The sequence below is a fragment of the Streptomyces sp. NPDC048639 genome, assembly GCF_043199075.1.
Lineage (GTDB): Bacteria > Actinomycetota > Actinomycetes > Streptomycetales > Streptomycetaceae > Streptomyces.
Genome location: NZ_JBICVP010000010.1, coordinates 91,684 through 107,170, shown reverse-complemented (window position 1 = coordinate 107,170; position 15,487 = coordinate 91,684). Strand labels below are relative to the sequence as shown.

Genomic DNA, 15,487 nt, shown 5'->3' with positions numbered 1-15,487 from the left:
CCTACTCCCCTGCCTCGATGACGGCGTCGTGGCCGTCGCCCTTGATGTGCCGGGCGGGGTTGTAGCCCTGCTCCATCAGGTCCACGGCCCACGCCACCTGCTGCACACCTTCGACCTTGCACAGGCCCGGTGTCGAGCCGAGCCGGAAGCCTCCGGGCAGGGGCCGGCCGGCGTCGGTGTACGGCAGGAAGTCCAGCGGCGAGGGGCCCTTGCTGGGGTAGACGACGCAGTCGGAGAGCACCGCGAGCGGGTGAAGGCCGGTGGCCTCGGCCATCCTGAGCATCTTGCGGTGCATGTTCACCCGCGCCTTGGAGATGACCGCAGCCCGGAGGTCGGGACGCCAGGTCGGACGCTCCAGGGCCGGCCAGCGCTCGCCGTCGCGGTAATGCCGGCCCTGTGGGCGCTCGCGCAGCTTGCCGACACCGCCCTTGACGGTGGATTTGATCGCCGCGAGGACGGCCGCCAGGCCGGGATCGGACTGCTTGTGGTGCTCCATCGCCGCGAGGAACGCGTGGTCGTCGAGGTCCTTGGTGACACCGAGGTCGCCCATGGTGTCGATGTACGCGGCCTTCAGGCGGTCGTGCCAGGGGTCGAGGTACGCGCCGGTCTCGCGGCGCAGATACGCCTCGATCGGGGCGACGTCGTGGCCGAGTTCAACGGCGTAGGCGACGGTGTGGGTCTGGTACCAGGCCGGGCCCTCCGGGCGCTGTCCGGATGGCGTGAACGGGCTGGGCAGGCGCGGGTCGAGCTCGATGCGGGAGAGGTCGACGTACCAGGAGCCGGGGATCTTCTTGTCGAAGACAGGACGCTGTACGTGCTCAGGGCCGGACAGGCCCACGACGAGGCGGGCGGCGGCCGCGAGGAAGGCCGTGTTGATGTCCAGCCCGATCGCGTACGGCAGCAGACACTCCTCGTCCGTGAGCAACTGCGGATCGCGCACCCATTGGTAGGCCTCTTCGTCCAGGAACCCTCCGTTCCAGCCCTGCGCGACCGGGTGCTCGGCCGGTGCTTCCGGGGGTGCCGGATCGACGGGATCGCTTCCGAGGGAACCGGGGTTGTGGCCGGCAACCCACTCGCCGGTCGTCCTGTCCTTCACGGCGCGGGTCGGGGGGCGCAGGGCTGTCATCAGTTCCAGGCCGGAGACGGCCGCGGAACCGCGCGGGGTGATCACGCGCTGGGCGTACACCCCCAGGGCGCGGGCGAGTTCGGGGGGCGGCAGCCGGTCGGCGCCCGGCCAGGCACGCGGGTCGAGCGCGTCCCAGGACAGGATCGCGAGCTGTACGCACTGGCGCCGCCCGGCCTGTGCCGGGCGGTAGATGCGGGCCCACGGTCCGAAACCGCGCTGGGTCAGCTTCCACTTCGCGCGCGCGACCTGCCCGACCACGGGGTGGTCGTCGGGGAGGCGCAGGCTCCTTCGGGCCTCGGGGCCTTCCAGCCGCTCGGGGAGCCCGAGACGTACGGCCGCCGAGGCGGTCAGCACGATGAGGGGGTCGCCGTCCTTGCCGTTGCGGTGCAGCCGCGGCGCGCCGACGCCCGATGTGCCCAGCGTCCAGTCCACCAGTTCCGGGACGGTCGTTGCCGGGCACTCCAGGACCACACCGCCGACGCAGTACGCGGTGCCGTCACCGTCCAGAACCGCCAACGGCCCGTTCGGAAACCGCGGATCGGTGACGGATCGGGCGTGCTCCGACCGGGTCCGCTCCGACAGGGTTCGCTCGGAGGGGATTCGCTCCGAGGGGGCCGGTCGCCGTATCGCCGGCGGGCGGGGACCGGTCGCGGCAGCCGGCCGCGGCACCGGGGCGGCATCGGTTGCACCGGCAGCCGCGGGCTCCGGCCCGGTCGCGGCAGCGGGACGCTCCGGCGGGGAAGGAACCGAGGAGCGTTCAGCCAAGAGGCGTTCCGACGGGGCGGGTGCCATGCCGGGCGTAAGAGGTTTCTGCGCAGCGGCGAACGGCGTTCCGTCGTCCTGCGGCTGCGCGGCCGCCGTCCCTGGTTCAACGCTCTGCGGCTGCCCGGCCGTGGGGACCGGGTACTTCTCGGCCCAGCCCTCAAGCAGCCGCAGATACGCCTGAAGTCGCGGCGGCCGCGGGGCCGACCGCCCGGCCTCCCAGTTCTTGACCGTCTGCGTCGACGACTGCAGCGCCACTGCAAGCCGGGCCTGCGTCACTCCGGCCGCCTCGCGCAGCCGTGCCCTCTCGGCCGGTGACGGCAGCTCGGGTTGGTCCTCCAGCAGGGCGTCCACGGCTGCGAACAGCTCTTCCTCGCTCGGCATGCGCGCGACCCTAGCAGTGACTTGCCCGTCGATTTAGCCCAACACTTACCCCGGGATTGCGCGAGGCGCTTCCGCAGCCGCAGCCACCGGCGGACCGGGATGCCCCCTCCCCGGATCGCTGCCGGCAACCCCGCAGCCGACGGCGATGTGACCTACGCCACAGGGTATGGCTCGTAACATCGTGGCGGCGTGAGCGTGTTGAGAGCGAGACACGTACAACGACCACTGCGGGAAAATCGGGTCGACGGGAGCCGGGCCCGCGGAGCGTCCTGAGTCGCGTAGTCCCGAGGCCGCAGGGTCTGGGGCGGCAGAGCCATGCGCGAAGGAGGCCGACGCCGCCGCGTTCGCCCGGCCGGAGCAGCGGCCGGCCCCGTTGGCGAACCCTTGGCCGTCACATGATGGCGCGTAATCTCGGTGTATCGCTCATCTGTTGGGTATGACCCGTAGGCGTGCGTACGGCGCGGCGACCCGGTCGGGCCCGACGCACCCCGGTACCCCCCACACAGAAAAGGCATGCCCCATGACGACACCCCCTGCCCGCAGAATCACCGCCGGAATGGTGCTGGCCCTCGGCTGCCTGACGGCGGCCGCTCTCCCGACCGCCACGGCGCAGGGCGCGCCGCGTTTACCGCTCAACGCCGCGAAGGACAACGGGCGCGGTTGCGTGATGGTGTGGTTCGACCTCGGCGAAACCCTGGTGCACACGGCCGAGGACGGCAGCATCCGGTACATGCCCGGAGCGGACAAGCACCTGCGCGCCCTGCGCGCCCGGCACATACCCGTCGGCCTGATCACCAACGTCCCCTCGTCCTGGGGGAACACCGATGCCGAGCGTGCCGCGGAACTCAAGAAGGTGATCGACAAGGATTGGAAGGACCCCCGCCCGTTCGCCTGGAGCGACTTCGGCGACCGCATTCTCACCCCGCGTACGGAGGCCGAGCGCAAGCCCGCCCCCGTTCTCTATGAGCGCGCCCGGGCCACCACCCCCGGATGCCGGCTGGTCTACCAGGCCGAGACGAACGACGAGATCCAGGCCAGCAGTTCGCTGGGCTACTTCTCCTACCTGGTGGGACGCCCGCACTGGCCCGCCTTCATGCCCGTCCCGCTGATCGCCGCGCTGGAACACCTCCCCCGCCGGTCGTAGCGCCGTAGCGCGCGGCCCGGGCAGGATCCTGCCCGGGCCGCGGGCAACCGGCGGACCGAGGTGCCGGTTCCCGTCCGCCATCCTTCCGCCGGGGCCCGCGGCCTCCTGGCCGCGAGCGGACCGGAACGATCCGGTCAAGCAGTCCCCCCAACGGCGCGCCCCCGCTCGCCTCCCGGCCGCCGTTTCCACCACCCCCGTCGGGGCAGACGCTCACTACGCGTAGCCGGGCAGGTCCGAAGAGCCCGGACGGGGCAGGGGAGGGGACGGTATGAATGCGTGGGCACCGGCATGGGGGCGTCGCAGAGCCCGGCAGGCGGCAAACAGCTCGGCGGTGGAAGCGGCGGGCCGTTGGGGCCTGGCCGCCCGCGGGGTGCTGTACTTCCTCATCGGCGCCCTGGCCCTGCGGATCGCCTTCAGCGACAGCGGGGAGCAGGCCGACCGAGGGGGCGCGCTGGAGGAGTTGTACGCCCAGCCCCTGGGAGCCCTCTTGGTATGGGCGGTGGGTATCGGACTCGCCGGGATGGCGTTGTGGCGATTCTCCGAAGCGCTCGCCGGCGCGTCCGGCCCGGACGGCCGCAAGGCCCGTAAGCGTCTGCTGTCCGCCGTGCGCGCGGCGTTCTACACCTTCGTCGCCTACTCGGTGATCTCCTTCGCGGCGGGCGAGAAGGGCAGTGGGTCGAGCGACGAGCAGTCGCGGGACATCACCGCCCGGGCGCTCGAACTCCCCGCCGGACAATGGCTGGTGGGCCTCGGTGGGCTGGCCATCGCCGGAGCCGGGATCTGGATCGCCATCCGCGCGGCCCTGCGGAAGTACCACAAGCACCTGAAGCGCTCCACGATGTCGCGGCGCTCCCGGAAAGCCGTCGACGTGCTGGGCGTCTCCGGCGGCATCGCGCGGGGCGCGGTCTTCACCCTGGCGGGCACCTTCGTGGTGCAGGCGGCGGTGGAGTACGACCCCGAGGAGGCCAAGGGCTTCGACGACACCCTGCGCGCCTTCGCAGACACCCCGGCCGGTCCGTGGCTGCTCGCGGCCATCGCGGCGGGGCTGGCGCTGTTCGGGCTGTTCTCGTTCGCGATGGCGCGCTGGCGGAGGGTGTGACCACCCGGCGAAGGGCGCGGGCCACGCAGCAGGCTGTGGCCCGCGCCACCACCCCACACGGCCGTCGGCCCCGGCGTCGCCGCTAGTTGAGCAGGTACACCTCTGGCCGACATGTCGGACCTGCGTGCGACAGTCACTCCCATGGACAGACATCTGCACGGAGCGCCGCTCGTCGAGCGGGTCATCGACCGGGTCACGCGGGGAGGATTCGGCGGATTCTGCGGTACACCGCGGCTCGATACCCCGATCCCGCTGCCGGCCCGGGTCGTGGCGGACCTGCGCATGCCGGAAGGCAGACCTCTTCCCCCCAGCCTGCGCCGTTGGCTCGAGTTCGACGCCTCATGGCTGGCCGAGATCGGGTGGTACCCCGACCCCGCCGCACCCGTCCTGGAGGGGGACTCGCTGTCGGAAACCGCGGACGAGATGTACGGGTTCGGCCGCCGCGAGCACCACTGGACCGAGATGTTCGCCGAGTTCGAGACGCTGCTTCCCGACCGGTGCTTCCCGCTGGTGGGCGGGGCCGACTCCCGTCGGCTGCTCTACGCCGGCGAGCCCGACTCCCTCGGCGAGTACCCCGTCCTGGTCACCGACATCGACGATCTGCCGTACGTCGGGGTCATGTACCCGGGGCTGGACGTCTATCTCGCCCATGAGGCCGGTGTGATCGACCTCGACTTCGACACCTACACCGGCCTGGTCGATCACCCGGTCTACGGCGCGCGTATGCGCGAACACGCCACCCGCACCGGCCTCGGCACCGAAGGTACGGAGATTCAGGACCTCCACGTCGAGGAGAGCGGCACGACCGCCACGCCGTGAACGCCGTGAACCCCACGGGAAGCGGCCTACGCGTGGCGCGGTGAACCGGCGTCGGCCGCCGCCAGGACGGCGTCGACGACCACGGGCACCGACGCCGGATGGAGGTCCAGGAAGAGGTTCGGCTCGACCAACTCCAGCTCCATCACGTGTGGTTCGCCGTCGTCGCCGGTGACCAGGTCGACCCTGGCGTACAGCAGCGCGGAGGGGTCCGGCACTGCCGCCAGCGCCCGCTCGGCCACGCCCAGTTCGGCCGGGGTGGGCTGCCACGTCTCGAGTCCGGGGTGGGGCACCTTCTCCGCGTCGTAGGGCGTGCCCGGTTCCAGCACGGCGCCCTTGCGGCTGGCGTGCAGGAACCGCCCGCCGAAGAACTGCAGCGCACGCTCCCCGCTGACGTCGATGCTCGCCATGTACGGCTGCACCATCGCGGTGAGGCCGTCCTCGTGCAACCGGGCGAGATGCCGCAGGGCCGTCTCCCGCTCGGCGGGCGCGTAGCGCGCGGCGCGGCGTGCGCCCGCTCCGCAGACGGGCTTCAGCACGTACTCGTGGTCGTCCGGAAGGCCGGCGGAGGCACCGGGTGCGAGGTACCGGGTCGGAACGACGGGCACCCCGGCGGCCGCCAGCTCCCCCAGATAGTGCTTGTCGGTGTTCCACCGCACGACGTCGGCCGGGTTGGCCAGGCGCGTGGCCTTGCCGCACCGTTCCACCCACGCCATGAACTCCTCGGCCCGCCAGGTGTAGTCCCAGGTGGACCGGATGAGGACGAGGTCGAAGGCCCCCCACTCGGTGCCGGGGGCGTCCCAGGGCAGTGCGGACACCTCGGCGCCCGCCTCCCGCAAGGCCCGTACCAACACCGGGAGATCACGGTCGTGGTTGACGTCCGCCCCGGGGTCGTAGGTGGCGAGTGCGATGCGCACCACGGTTCGGCTCTCCTCTCGTCTCCGGCGCTCAGCCCGCCGGTCGGCCGCCGCGCGCCGCTCTGCGGCGCATTGCGGCTCTCCCGGCGCAGGCTAACCGCATACGCGTACGAGGTGCCGAACTTTTCCGCGGGGCCCGGTCTGCCACGGCCGAAGCCGTGACGGAGGAGCCGAAGGGGCCAGGTCATGAGGACCCGGGCCTCTCGCCGGGCGTCCTCGGTGGCTCATTGCCAGCCGTTCACCCTGCGTCGCACCATGCGCGATGCCTCCATGGGAAGTGATCTGCTCAAACAGGACAGTGGTGTCCGGGCCATGGTTCCGTTCCCTCCTCGAGGGGGTGTTCCACCCGAACCGTAGGCCGCCCGCTCGGGTGAGTTCGTGGGGACGGACTACTCAGATTCGCCCCTACATCCGGGTAACCGCGCAGGTGAGAGACGGAAGCCGCCCATGATGCGGCGTCGGGGCACAAGGAACCGCCCGCGCCGGTCACCATCCGTCCGCAGGCCGCACCCGTCGCCGTGGCCGATCGCAGCGGGCCCCCGGCGGGAGGCCCGGAATCCATGACCGAGGACGCCGGGCCCGAGCAGGGCTCCGATGCCCGGACACGCGGCAGCCTGTCCGAAAACATCGGTTCTTCTCGTACCGCCCTGCCCGTGGGCCGGCCGGTCGCCCTGTCCTCATGACCTGGCCCTCGGCGTACGGGCCCGGCTCCGCTCGCCGCCCGGCCCGGGCTCCCACGCGCAGGCCATCGACCACGCCCGCCGCTGGACAGGTAAGGAGCGGCTCACTATCCGTGCCGGTTGACGGGCTTCAGCGCTTCAGGCTGACGATCACCGATCTGCTGGTGGATTCGCTGCCCTGGGAGACATCGACAGAGCCGACACCGACAATCCTGTCGGTGCCCGGGACCGCCGCGATGGCATTCAGCCGGAGCGACTGCTTCGAGCCGGACTTGATCCCGTCGGTGTCCGGCAACTCCGACTGCGAAATCCCTTCGCAGTCGCCGTCGGAGGTGCGGTACCGACTGGCGCTGAGGACGGTCCCGCGCTCACCGTCGCGGACCGCGTCGCCGCGATCGGCACAGGCGCCCGTCGCGTTCGGCAGCTCGGTCCAGCTGGTGCCGTTCCAGCGCAGCCGGATGTCCTGCTCCGGCGGGTCGGGTTCGTCGTCCTCACTGACGGAGGTGAGCTTGCCGTAGGCGCGTATGTCGTCCTTCGCCGGAGCGAGGACCTGGGTGAGGTAGGCCGTTTGCTCGGGTGCCGGCGCTGTGTAGTGGTACTCCGGCGTCGGGATCAGCTTCCAGGCGCGGCCGTCCCAGTGGACGGTGGCGGGCTGGTTGTTCGTCCCCTCCGAGGCGTCCTCGTCCTGCGGGGCGCGGGAGCCGACCGCCCACAGGTCGTCGGGCGCGACGCCGTCGAGCGCACTGACGGAGACGGGGAGGGTCAGGACGGTCCAGCGGGTGCCGTCCCAGTGGTGGGCCCCGGTCCGGCCGTCGAGCACCCAGATGTCGTCCGGGGCGAAGGCCCTGACATCGGCGGGCCGGAGGCCGCCGGGCAGCCCGGGCAGTGCAGTCCAGCGCGTGCCGTTCCAGTGGGCCATCCGCGGCGCTTCGAGATTCTTCCCGCTCGCTGTGAGCAGGAAGCCGCCCGAGTCCACCGTGTCGAAGCGTGCCTCGTGCACACTGCCGCCGAACGACTCCGGCAGGGGACGACGCTGCCAATCGGTGCCGTCGTAGTGCAGCAGGAAGCCGTCGCCGGCCGCGTAGCCTCCGGCGTCCCCGACGGCGCGAGTGGCATTGCCCACCACCCAGATGTCGTCGGCGGCGATTGCCGTCACGTCGGACATCCGAGCCGTCTCCGTGCCCTTGAAGACCTTGTCGTACGTCCAGGTCATGTCAGGGCTGATCATGGCGCGTACAGCCAGCACTGTGACGAACAGGAGCAGGAGCGCCACGAGCGCCACGTTGACCTTGACCATGCGTGACGCGTCGTACATGTTCCCACCTCGCTCCTCGTCCGCGGCCGCCTGCCCGGATCCTGCCTGGCCGGTGTGAGCCTGGACAGCTGTTTGACCGGATCGAGTCCGTGCTGTTTCCGGATCATGTACGGGACGCAGCGGTGCCCCGGGACGCCGATGCTCGAATCGGCACCGGCTGGGGCGAGTTGGCGATCCGGGCGGTACGCCGCGGCGCCCGGGTCCCGCTCCCTGGTCCTGGTGACCGAACAGCACGACTGGCGAGACGACGTATCGAGGAGGCGGGCTTCGCGAACGCGCCGATGTGCGGCTGTGCGACGACCGCGCGGGGCGGGGGCTCGTACGACGCGGTCGTGAGCGTCGAGATCGTCGAGGTGGTCGGCGCGGAGTTCCGGCCGGTGTGCTGCACGGCGCTGGGGCGGCCGCCTTGCTCCGGGCGACAGGGGCGCGATCCAGTCCATCAAGCTGCCGCACGACCGGATTCCGGCCCACGCGCGACACACACACGTGGATCCAGACATGCATCTCCCCCGGCGGGATGATTCCTTCCGTGCGTGCCATGGACGAGATCACCCGCCTCCACACCCGCCTGCGCCTCGCCCACCGCAACGCGTTCGGCCCGCACACCGCGCAGACGCCGAGGTTGCGGCGGGAGCGGTGCACCGAGCGGGGCGGCCGGGTGGACGGGCTGGGCTTCGACGCGACGTTCCGGCGGATGTGGAACCTCCATCTCGCCCATTCCCAGGCGGGGTTCGCGGCCGGCCACCTCGACGTCGAACGGATCCTGTTCACCGGAGGGGACGCCGAGGACGCCGGGTGCGCCGCCGCCGCGACGACCGGGGAGGGCGATGCCCGGTGAACGCCTTCGACTCGGGATTCGCCTGGAGTGCCTTCGCACTCAACCTGGCGGTGGCCGCGGGCGCGGCCTTCGCCGTCCTCCTCGTCACCTTCGCGGTGGCGCTCCGCGTGCGGATGCACCGGATCGTCGACATCGCCTGGGGCCTGGCCTTCGCCGCGATCGCCGTGGCCTCGTACGGCATGTCGGCGGGGTACGGCGACGACGGCCGGCGGCTGCTCGTCACCCTCCTCACCGTGGTGTGGGGGTTGCGGCTGGCCGGGTACCTCGCCCGCCGCGGGCGCGGACACGGCGAGGACCCGCGCTACGAGAGGCTGCTGGGCAAGGCACCGGGAAACCGCACCTGGTACGCGTTCCGCATCGTGTACCTCGTGCAGGGCGTCCTCGTCTGGCTGGTGTCCCTGCCGGTCCAGGCAGCGGTGTACGAGACCGGCCCGATGAGCGTCCTCGCGTGGCTGGGGACCGCCGTGTGGCTGCTCGGGCTCACCTTCGAGACGGTCGGCGACCACCAACTGGCCCGGTTCAAGGCCGACCCGGCGAACCGCGGCCGTCTCATGGACTACGGCCTGTGGGCCTGGACCCGGCACCCGAACTACTTCGGTGACTTCTGCGTGTGGTGGGGCATCTTCCTCATCGTCTGCGATGCGCCCGCGGCGGCCGCGGCGACGGTCATCGGTCCGTTGGTCATGTCCTTCCTGCTGATCGGCGGCAGCGGCAAGGCGCTGCTGGAACGCCATATGGCGGAGCGGCCCGGCTACGCCGCCTACCGGGCCGGGACGAGCGGGTTCTTCCCCCGGCCGCCACGCGGCCCACGGGAGGAGCGAGGTCCTCGCCGCGATGACGGCGGCGGTCGCGGCCCGGACGGACAGTCCGGGCACTCCGGGTAGCCCGCGCAGTCCGGTGGCCGGGGGCGACTCCCTCCCCGCACCTCGCCTCCTACCGACCGCAGTTGCCGGGAAGAAACGTCACATGAGGCGCGCCGGTCCGCGGATGCACCGCCACCTCGCCCTCCACGCCGTACACGGTTCTCAGCAGTTCCGGGGTGAGGACCTCGGCGGGCGGGCCGGATGCGGCGACCTCTCCTTCGCGCAGGACGTACAGCCGATCGCAGTAGTACGCGGCGAGGTTGAGGTCGTGGAGTGCCACGAGCACCGTGGCGGGCAGTTGCCGCAGGACGCCGAGGACCTCGAGCTGGTGGCGTATGTCGAGGTGGTTGGTCGGTTCGTCGAGGACGAGCAGGGAGGGCTGCTGGGCGAGGGCGCGGGCGATGAGCACGCGCCGCCGTTCGCCTCCGGAGAGCCGGTCGAAGGGGCGGTCGGCGAAGTCGATGGCGTCCACGGAGGCGAGGGCCGTCTCGATCAGCCGGGCGTCCTCCGCGGTGTCCCCGGCGAGCAGGCGCTTGTGGGGGGTGCGGCCCATGGCGACGACCTCCCGCGTCGTGAGGTCGATGTCCCCGCCCCCCTCCTGCACCACGGCGGCCATGGTGCGGGCGAGTCGGCGTACGGGCAGGGACCAGGCGTCGGATCCGTCGACGCGTACGCACCCGGCCCGGGGGCGCAGGACGCGGTAGACGGCGCGCAGGAGGCTGGACTTGCCGCTGCCGTTGGGGCCGACGAGGCCGATGACTTCGCCGGGCCGGGCGGTCAGTGAGACGTCCTGGACCAGAGGGTGGGCCCCGGCGGTGAGCGTGACGCCGTCGACGGCGAGTTCGGATGCGGTCATGCCACTCCCCGCTCGGTCCCGCGCCGGGCGTCCCGGCGCATCAGCCACAGGAAGAACGGGCCGCCGCAGAGCGCCGTCAGCACACCGGCGGGGATCTCCATCGGTGCGGCGATCGTGCGCGCCGCGATGTCGGCCCAGATCAGGAAGACCGCTCCGGCAAGTGCGGCCGTGGGCAGGACCCGCCGGTGGTCGCCGCCGACGACCAGGCGCACGATGTGCGGCATGATCAGTCCCACGAAGCCGATCGGCCCGGCCGCGGCCACCAGGACTCCGGTGACGAGGGACAGCAGGACGAACATCCGCACACGGAACCGGGCCACGTCGAGCCCCATCGTCGTGGCGGCCTCCTCCCCCGACAGCAGCAGATTGAGCGACCGGGACTGGACGAGCAGAACACCGATGCCCAGCACGAGGGCGGCGGCGGGCAGCCACAGCGTCTCCCACCGGACGCCGCCGAGGCCGCCGAGGGTCCAGGCGAGGATCTCGCGGGCCTGGTTGCCCCGGTCGGCGGTCAGCAGCAGCAGGTTCATCACCGCGGTGAGGACCGCGGCGACCGCCACCCCGGACAGGACGAGCCTGACCGGGGTGATGCGGCCGCCGGCGCGGGCGGTGACGTACACCAGCAGCAGGGTGAGCAGGGCCCCTGCGAAGGCGGCGGCCGACAGGGACACCGGCCCGAGGACGCTCAGGCCGAAGACGATCACCACGACGGCGCCGAGCGAGGCTCCCGAGGAGACCCCCAGCAGATACGGCTCCGCGAGCGGGTTGCGGACCAGTGCCTGCATCGCGGTGCCCACCACGGCGAGCCCCGCGCCCGTCACGGCCCCGAGCAGCACGCGGGGTGCCCGCACGGTCAGGACGATCGTCTCGCGCGCGGGGGACGCGACCGGGTCCGGCCAGTCCGCGCCGAGTGCGTGCGTCACGATGCGCCACACGTCGCCGGGCGGCACCTGTACCGAGCCGATGGCCATGCCCGCGGTGAGCGACAGCAGGAGCAGACCGCCGAGGACGGCGAGGGTCAGGGGGAACGCCCGCCCCCGTCCCCGGGGTTGACGACTCATCACCCGGGCGGCGGGGGGCACGGACTCGGTGGCGGCGGCGTGCGGCGGGGCGGTCACCGGAACCTCTCGGGGTGCAGCCCGCGCGCCAGATCCTGGACGGCGTACGGGGGACGGACACCGACCAGGGTCGAGGTCAGCGGCAGCACCACGAACCGCTTGTGCTTCACCGCGGGGACGTCGGCGAGAGCGGGCTGGGAGAGCAGGAACTTCTTTTTCTGCTCGATGCTTCCGGAACCCGCGTAGTCGTAGAGGGCGATGACCTCCGGCTTGCGGTCCACGACCTGCTCCCAGGACACGTCCCCGAAGACGTCGTCGAGGTCGTCGAAGACATTGCGGCCTCCGGCCAGGCGGATGATCTCGGTGCCCAGTCCCTTGCCGCCCGCGGTGAACGCCGCCTTGTCACCGCTGTCGTAGACGAACACGGGCACGGTGGCCGCCCCCTCGACCGCCCGCTCCGTCGTGTCGATACGCCGCTGGAGGCCGGATACCAGTGTCTCGGCGCGCTCCCGGACACCGAAGATCCTGCCGATGGTGCGGATCTCGGCGTATGTGTCCTTCATGGACAGCTTGTTCTTGCCGCAGTACTCGCGGTTGAGATACGTGGTGATGCCGGCGTCGCTGAACGCCGTGCGGGAGCGGCCCTCGTTCTCGGCGAACGCGCTGCCGTAACCGCCGTAGACGAAGTCCGGTTCCGCCTCCAGAACGTTCTCGAAGGACGGTTCCTTCTTCGCCAGTTGGGGGACGGCCGCGAAGTCCTTCCGGTACTGGGGCAGGACGGCCGAGTCGGGGAACGCGGTGCCCACCATCCGGTCCTTCAGACCGAGAGCGAGCATCAGCTCCGCGGGGTGCTGGTGGATGGTGACCACCCTGGACGGCGGCTTCCGATACGTCGTCCGCGTGCCGCAGTTGTCGATGGTGACCGGGAAGCCCTTCGCCGCCGGTGCGGGCGCCTTCCGGTCGGTGCCGTCCTGCGGGGCGCCGCAGGCGGCCAGCAGTATCGCGGACAGAGTGAGGGCCGCGGACACGGCGCGCGCGGTGCGGCGCTGCGGACGGGCAGGGGAAGAGAACAGGGGACGGGACATGCCGTCGTACACGTAGAGCCTCCTGGGGAGTCCGCGCTCCTCGGAACGGGCCCGCGACAGGGCAGTGTCCTGACTCCCGGATCAGCGTTTCCCCCGGCCTTCCCGCGCTGCGCGCAGTGGCCGTGTGCAAGGGGTCCACTCCCCGGTCACAGTGGCGGGACCGTGCCGGAATCGCACCGGCTTCCTGTTCCCGTCGCGGTGGTGACCAGGCGATATTACGTTCCCTTGAGGGGGAGGTGAAAGGGCGCACGTCCGGTGGCTCCGCCGGGGCGTACCCGCCACCGTGCCGATGGGCACCGCCCGTTGTCGTGATGTGGCCGGTGACACGGGGCGGGGCCTGGCGGGCGCCTCGCGGTCCCTGCGATGCTGCGATCCGGCCCGCGACCGCGGGGCGGGAAGCGGGAGCGTTTCCGGCGGACGGGAGACGGAGCACCGATCGTGCGCGACCAGGACGGCCGGATCACCGGGCACGGCCCCGGCGACGGCCCGCACCCCCTCCCTGAACCGGAACTCGCCCTCCGCCCATGACGACCACCGACGCACTCGCCCGGTCCTCCGCCATCGGCCCGTACTTCGCCGTGTCGTGCGGGCCGCGGTCCGACACCGCTCGTTTCCGGCCACTCACCGATCTCTACCAGGACACGGCTGCGTTGGCGGACTACGTGGCGGCCGTGGGGCAGCGGCTCGGCACGGGCCCCGACCGGGTGGCCGCCTCCACGCTGCACATCGGAACTGCCGCACGCCTGTGGTCGATCGCCCTCGCCACCGCCGCCCTCACCGGCAGGGTGCCGGACCTGGCACCCGAGCGGCTGCGGTGGCGGACGCCCGAGTCCGGTCCGATCGATCTCTGGCTGCCGGAGGCTTCGGCGCTCACCGGAGGTGACGTGCCCGACGGCCTGCACGAGACCGTCCTGGTCCGCAACCTGCTACCGCTGGGCGACGCGCTACGACGGCAGTTCGGGCTGTCGGCGCGCATCCTGCCCGGCAACGCGGCCTCCGCGCTGATCGGCGCCGTACGCGTGCTGGACGCCCACGTCCCCGATGCCCCGCACCCGCCGCTGCCGGTCGCCGTCGCTCTGCTGGGACGGGACCCCCTCGCGAGCGCCGGTGATCTCACCGTCACCCCGTTCACGTACCGGCGCCGGAGCTGCTGTCTCTACTACCGGGTCGACGGGCGCGGGCTGTGCGGGGACTGTGTGCTGCACCGCAGGGAGGCCGGCCGCCGCGGATGACGCCGCGCCCGGCCGGCCCGAACGGTCAACGCCGCGAGGCGAGTTCGGTGGCGTCCCGTTTGAAGGCCCACTCCATCCTCGGCTCCATCGAGAAGCGGAAGACGCGCCGGACGGGTGGGGTGCAGAGCGCCGTGATCACGGCGGCGGCGATGACGGTGACCGTGATCTCGCCCTCGGGGGTGTGAAGCCACGGCAGGTCGTACCAGTTCCAGAAGCGCGATCCCTTGGCGAGGAAGCCGTGCAGCAGGTAGCCGTAGAGGGTGCCTGCTCCCAGGGCGGTGAACCACATGCGCCGCTTGGGCACCCAGGTGAGGAAGCAGGCGACCAGCACCATGGAGCAGCCGAAGAGGGCCACGGTCATGACCGCGCCGCTCCAGGCGGGGGCGCCCAGTTCCTGCGCGCTGTCGCGCCGGTAGAACCAGACGGCGTTCATCCGGGGGGCCGCCCAGTAGGCGACGGCCAGGGCCATGGCGAACACCGGCAGGGACAGCGTCCTGACTTCCTTGCGGCGCAGGACCTGCAGATGCTCCGGTCGCAGGAACAGGCCGACGACGAAGAACGGCAGGTACTGCAGGATGCGCTGCAGATCGAGGTCGTCACCGATGTCGGGTGAGACGGTGGCGAGGACGGCGATGGCCAGGGCGATGGGTATCGGCCACCGGAGCATCTTCCATACGGGCGTGGTCAGACGCCAGACGAACAGCGCGGCCAGGAACCAGGTCAGATACCACGGGTCGAGCAGGCTGATCGGGTAGCCGGGGTCGTCGTCGGCCCAGCGTTTGAAGAGCGAGTACGCCACTTCGAATATCACGTAGGGCACGACGAGGCCGGTGACGAGCCGCTTCAACTGGGCGGCCGTCATGGTGAAGCTGCGCGAGAAATACCCGGAGACGAGCACGAACGCGGGCATGTGGAATGTGTAGATGAAGATGTAGAGCGCTGCCGCCGCCCGGCTGTCGCCCCGGAGCGGTTCCCACGCGTGGCCACACGCCACGAGGACGATCGCCAGGTACTTGGCGTTGTCGAAGAAGGCGTCGCGCTGCTTGACCTCTCGTCCGGCGGCCGCCCCGGGGCCGCTCGGTGCGGCGCTGCCGCCGCCCGTCCCCGCGGGCGTGGAGGCCTGCCGTTGCACGCGGAGTTCCATCGTCCTCGCAGAGTCGTTTCTGCGCTGCTGGTCGGTCACGCGGCCACCCGCCCGGCACGACGCGACACGTGCACACGCGGCACGGCACCCCTGCGGCAGGAGGCGGTGCGGACCGTCCACGGCACCGTTGTGGCACCGCCTTGCGCGTGTGCGTGCACTTCCCCGAGC

At 71.7% G+C, this 15,487-nt stretch carries 14 protein-coding genes and 1 riboswitch; of the genes, 7 read left to right on the top strand and 7 right to left on the bottom strand.

What is annotated here, in order from left to right:
• Nucleotide 1 precedes the first annotated feature (1 nt).
• Nucleotides 2-2,272, bottom strand: a complete 2,271-nt coding sequence (tap, locus tag ACGFNH_RS26400) for a telomere-associated protein Tap (RefSeq protein WP_393657759.1) — start codon at nucleotides 2,270-2,272, stop codon at nucleotides 2-4.
• A gap of 520 nt (nucleotides 2,273-2,792) precedes the next feature.
• Between tap and ACGFNH_RS26395 the strand changes: the two genes are divergently transcribed.
• The 3 genes from ACGFNH_RS26395 to ACGFNH_RS26385 all read left to right on the top strand — a co-directional run bounded on the left by ACGFNH_RS26395 (nucleotide 2,793) and on the right by ACGFNH_RS26385 (nucleotide 5,334).
• Nucleotides 2,793-3,416 carry a hypothetical protein gene (locus ACGFNH_RS26395; RefSeq protein ID WP_393657757.1) on the top strand — a complete coding sequence of 208 codons (624 nt, stop codon included), beginning with the start codon at nucleotides 2,793-2,795 and terminating at the stop codon, nucleotides 3,414-3,416.
• Between the two features lie 268 nt (nucleotides 3,417-3,684).
• A complete protein-coding gene (locus ACGFNH_RS26390) occupies nucleotides 3,685-4,515 on the top strand; it encodes a DUF1206 domain-containing protein (protein ID WP_393657755.1) in 831 nt (276 codons plus the stop codon).
• A gap of 141 nt (nucleotides 4,516-4,656) precedes the next feature.
• Nucleotides 4,657-5,334 carry a hypothetical protein gene (locus ACGFNH_RS26385; protein WP_393657753.1) on the top strand — a complete coding sequence of 226 codons (678 nt, stop codon included), beginning with the start codon at nucleotides 4,657-4,659 and terminating at the stop codon, nucleotides 5,332-5,334.
• Nucleotides 5,335-5,360: 26 nt separating this feature from the next.
• On the opposite strand, the gene ACGFNH_RS26380 is transcribed toward ACGFNH_RS26385, so the two are convergent.
• A complete protein-coding gene (locus tag ACGFNH_RS26380; protein ID WP_393657751.1) occupies nucleotides 5,361-6,251 on the bottom strand; it encodes a RimK family alpha-L-glutamate ligase in 891 nt (296 codons plus the stop codon).
• Nucleotides 6,252-6,808: 557 nt separating this feature from the next.
• Here ACGFNH_RS26380 and ACGFNH_RS26375 point away from each other — a divergent pair.
• Nucleotides 6,809-6,931: a hypothetical protein gene (locus tag ACGFNH_RS26375; protein ID WP_393657749.1), complete on the top strand. Its 123-nt coding sequence runs from the start codon at nucleotides 6,809-6,811 to the stop codon at nucleotides 6,929-6,931.
• Nucleotides 6,932-7,058: 127 nt separating this feature from the next.
• Here the strand turns inward: ACGFNH_RS26375 and ACGFNH_RS26370 are convergent, their stop codons facing one another.
• Entirely contained in the window at nucleotides 7,059-8,243 is a 1,185-nt protein-coding gene (locus tag ACGFNH_RS26370; protein ID WP_393657747.1) for a hypothetical protein, read from the bottom strand.
• A gap of 517 nt (nucleotides 8,244-8,760) precedes the next feature.
• On the opposite strand from ACGFNH_RS26370, the gene ACGFNH_RS26365 reads away from it, so the two are divergent.
• Both ACGFNH_RS26365 and ACGFNH_RS26360 read left to right on the top strand, forming a co-directional pair.
• Entirely contained in the window at nucleotides 8,761-9,081 is a 321-nt protein-coding gene (locus ACGFNH_RS26365) for a hypothetical protein (RefSeq protein ID WP_393657745.1), read from the top strand.
• The gene (locus ACGFNH_RS26360) at nucleotides 9,078-9,965 is read left to right on the top strand and encodes a DUF1295 domain-containing protein (RefSeq protein ID WP_393657743.1); all 888 of its coding nucleotides are present in this window, start codon (nucleotides 9,078-9,080) and stop codon (nucleotides 9,963-9,965) included. Before ACGFNH_RS26365 ends, ACGFNH_RS26360 begins: the two co-directional genes overlap by 4 nt.
• A gap of 49 nt (nucleotides 9,966-10,014) precedes the next feature.
• Here the strand turns inward: ACGFNH_RS26360 and ACGFNH_RS26355 are convergent, their stop codons facing one another.
• From ACGFNH_RS26355 to ACGFNH_RS26345, 3 genes are read right to left on the bottom strand one after another with little or no spacing between them, the layout of a single operon-like run.
• Nucleotides 10,015-10,800: an ABC transporter ATP-binding protein gene (locus tag ACGFNH_RS26355; RefSeq protein WP_393657741.1), complete on the bottom strand. Its 786-nt coding sequence runs from the start codon at nucleotides 10,798-10,800 to the stop codon at nucleotides 10,015-10,017.
• A complete protein-coding gene (locus tag ACGFNH_RS26350) occupies nucleotides 10,797-11,861 on the bottom strand; it encodes a FecCD family ABC transporter permease (protein ID WP_393658038.1) in 1,065 nt (354 codons plus the stop codon). Before ACGFNH_RS26350 ends, ACGFNH_RS26355 begins: the two co-directional genes overlap by 4 nt.
• Nucleotides 11,862-11,914: 53 nt before the next feature.
• Nucleotides 11,915-12,955 carry an ABC transporter substrate-binding protein gene (locus ACGFNH_RS26345; protein WP_393657739.1) on the bottom strand — a complete coding sequence of 347 codons (1,041 nt, stop codon included), beginning with the start codon at nucleotides 12,953-12,955 and terminating at the stop codon, nucleotides 11,915-11,917.
• A 50-nt stretch (nucleotides 12,956-13,005) separates the two neighbouring features.
• Nucleotides 13,006-13,132, bottom strand: a riboswitch (cobalamin riboswitch).
• A gap of 335 nt (nucleotides 13,133-13,467) precedes the next feature.
• Here ACGFNH_RS26345 and ACGFNH_RS26340 point away from each other — a divergent pair.
• Entirely contained in the window at nucleotides 13,468-14,175 is a 708-nt protein-coding gene (locus ACGFNH_RS26340; protein WP_393657737.1) for a (2Fe-2S)-binding protein, read from the top strand.
• Nucleotides 14,176-14,200: 25 nt separating this feature from the next.
• On the opposite strand, the gene ACGFNH_RS26335 is transcribed toward ACGFNH_RS26340, so the two are convergent.
• The gene (locus ACGFNH_RS26335; RefSeq protein WP_393658036.1) at nucleotides 14,201-15,319 is read right to left on the bottom strand and encodes an acyltransferase family protein; all 1,119 of its coding nucleotides are present in this window, start codon (nucleotides 15,317-15,319) and stop codon (nucleotides 14,201-14,203) included.
• Between the last annotated feature and the right edge of the window lie 168 nt (nucleotides 15,320-15,487).

Excerpts from the sequence above, each read along its gene's own strand:
- tap (WP_393657759.1), bottom strand. The coding sequence starts at position 2,272 with ATGCCGAGCGAGGAAGAGCTGTTCGCAGCCGTGGACGCCCTGCTGGAG.
- ACGFNH_RS26395 (WP_393657757.1), top strand. The coding sequence starts at position 2,793 with ATGACGACACCCCCTGCCCGCAGAATCACCGCCGGAATGGTGCTGGCC.
- ACGFNH_RS26390 (WP_393657755.1), top strand. The coding sequence starts at position 3,685 with ATGAATGCGTGGGCACCGGCATGGGGGCGTCGCAGAGCCCGGCAGGCG.
- ACGFNH_RS26385 (WP_393657753.1), top strand. The coding sequence starts at position 4,657 with ATGGACAGACATCTGCACGGAGCGCCGCTCGTCGAGCGGGTCATCGAC.
- ACGFNH_RS26375 (WP_393657749.1), top strand. The coding sequence starts at position 6,809 with ATGACCGAGGACGCCGGGCCCGAGCAGGGCTCCGATGCCCGGACACGC.
- ACGFNH_RS26370 (WP_393657747.1), bottom strand. The coding sequence starts at position 8,243 with ATGTACGACGCGTCACGCATGGTCAAGGTCAACGTGGCGCTCGTGGCG.
- ACGFNH_RS26365 (WP_393657745.1), top strand. The coding sequence starts at position 8,761 with ATGATTCCTTCCGTGCGTGCCATGGACGAGATCACCCGCCTCCACACC.
- ACGFNH_RS26355 (WP_393657741.1), bottom strand. The coding sequence starts at position 10,800 with ATGACCGCATCCGAACTCGCCGTCGACGGCGTCACGCTCACCGCCGGG.
- ACGFNH_RS26350 (WP_393658038.1), bottom strand. The coding sequence starts at position 11,861 with ATGAGTCGTCAACCCCGGGGACGGGGGCGGGCGTTCCCCCTGACCCTC.
- ACGFNH_RS26340 (WP_393657737.1), top strand. The coding sequence starts at position 13,468 with ATGACGACCACCGACGCACTCGCCCGGTCCTCCGCCATCGGCCCGTAC.
- ACGFNH_RS26335 (WP_393658036.1), bottom strand. The coding sequence starts at position 15,319 with ATGGAACTCCGCGTGCAACGGCAGGCCTCCACGCCCGCGGGGACGGGC.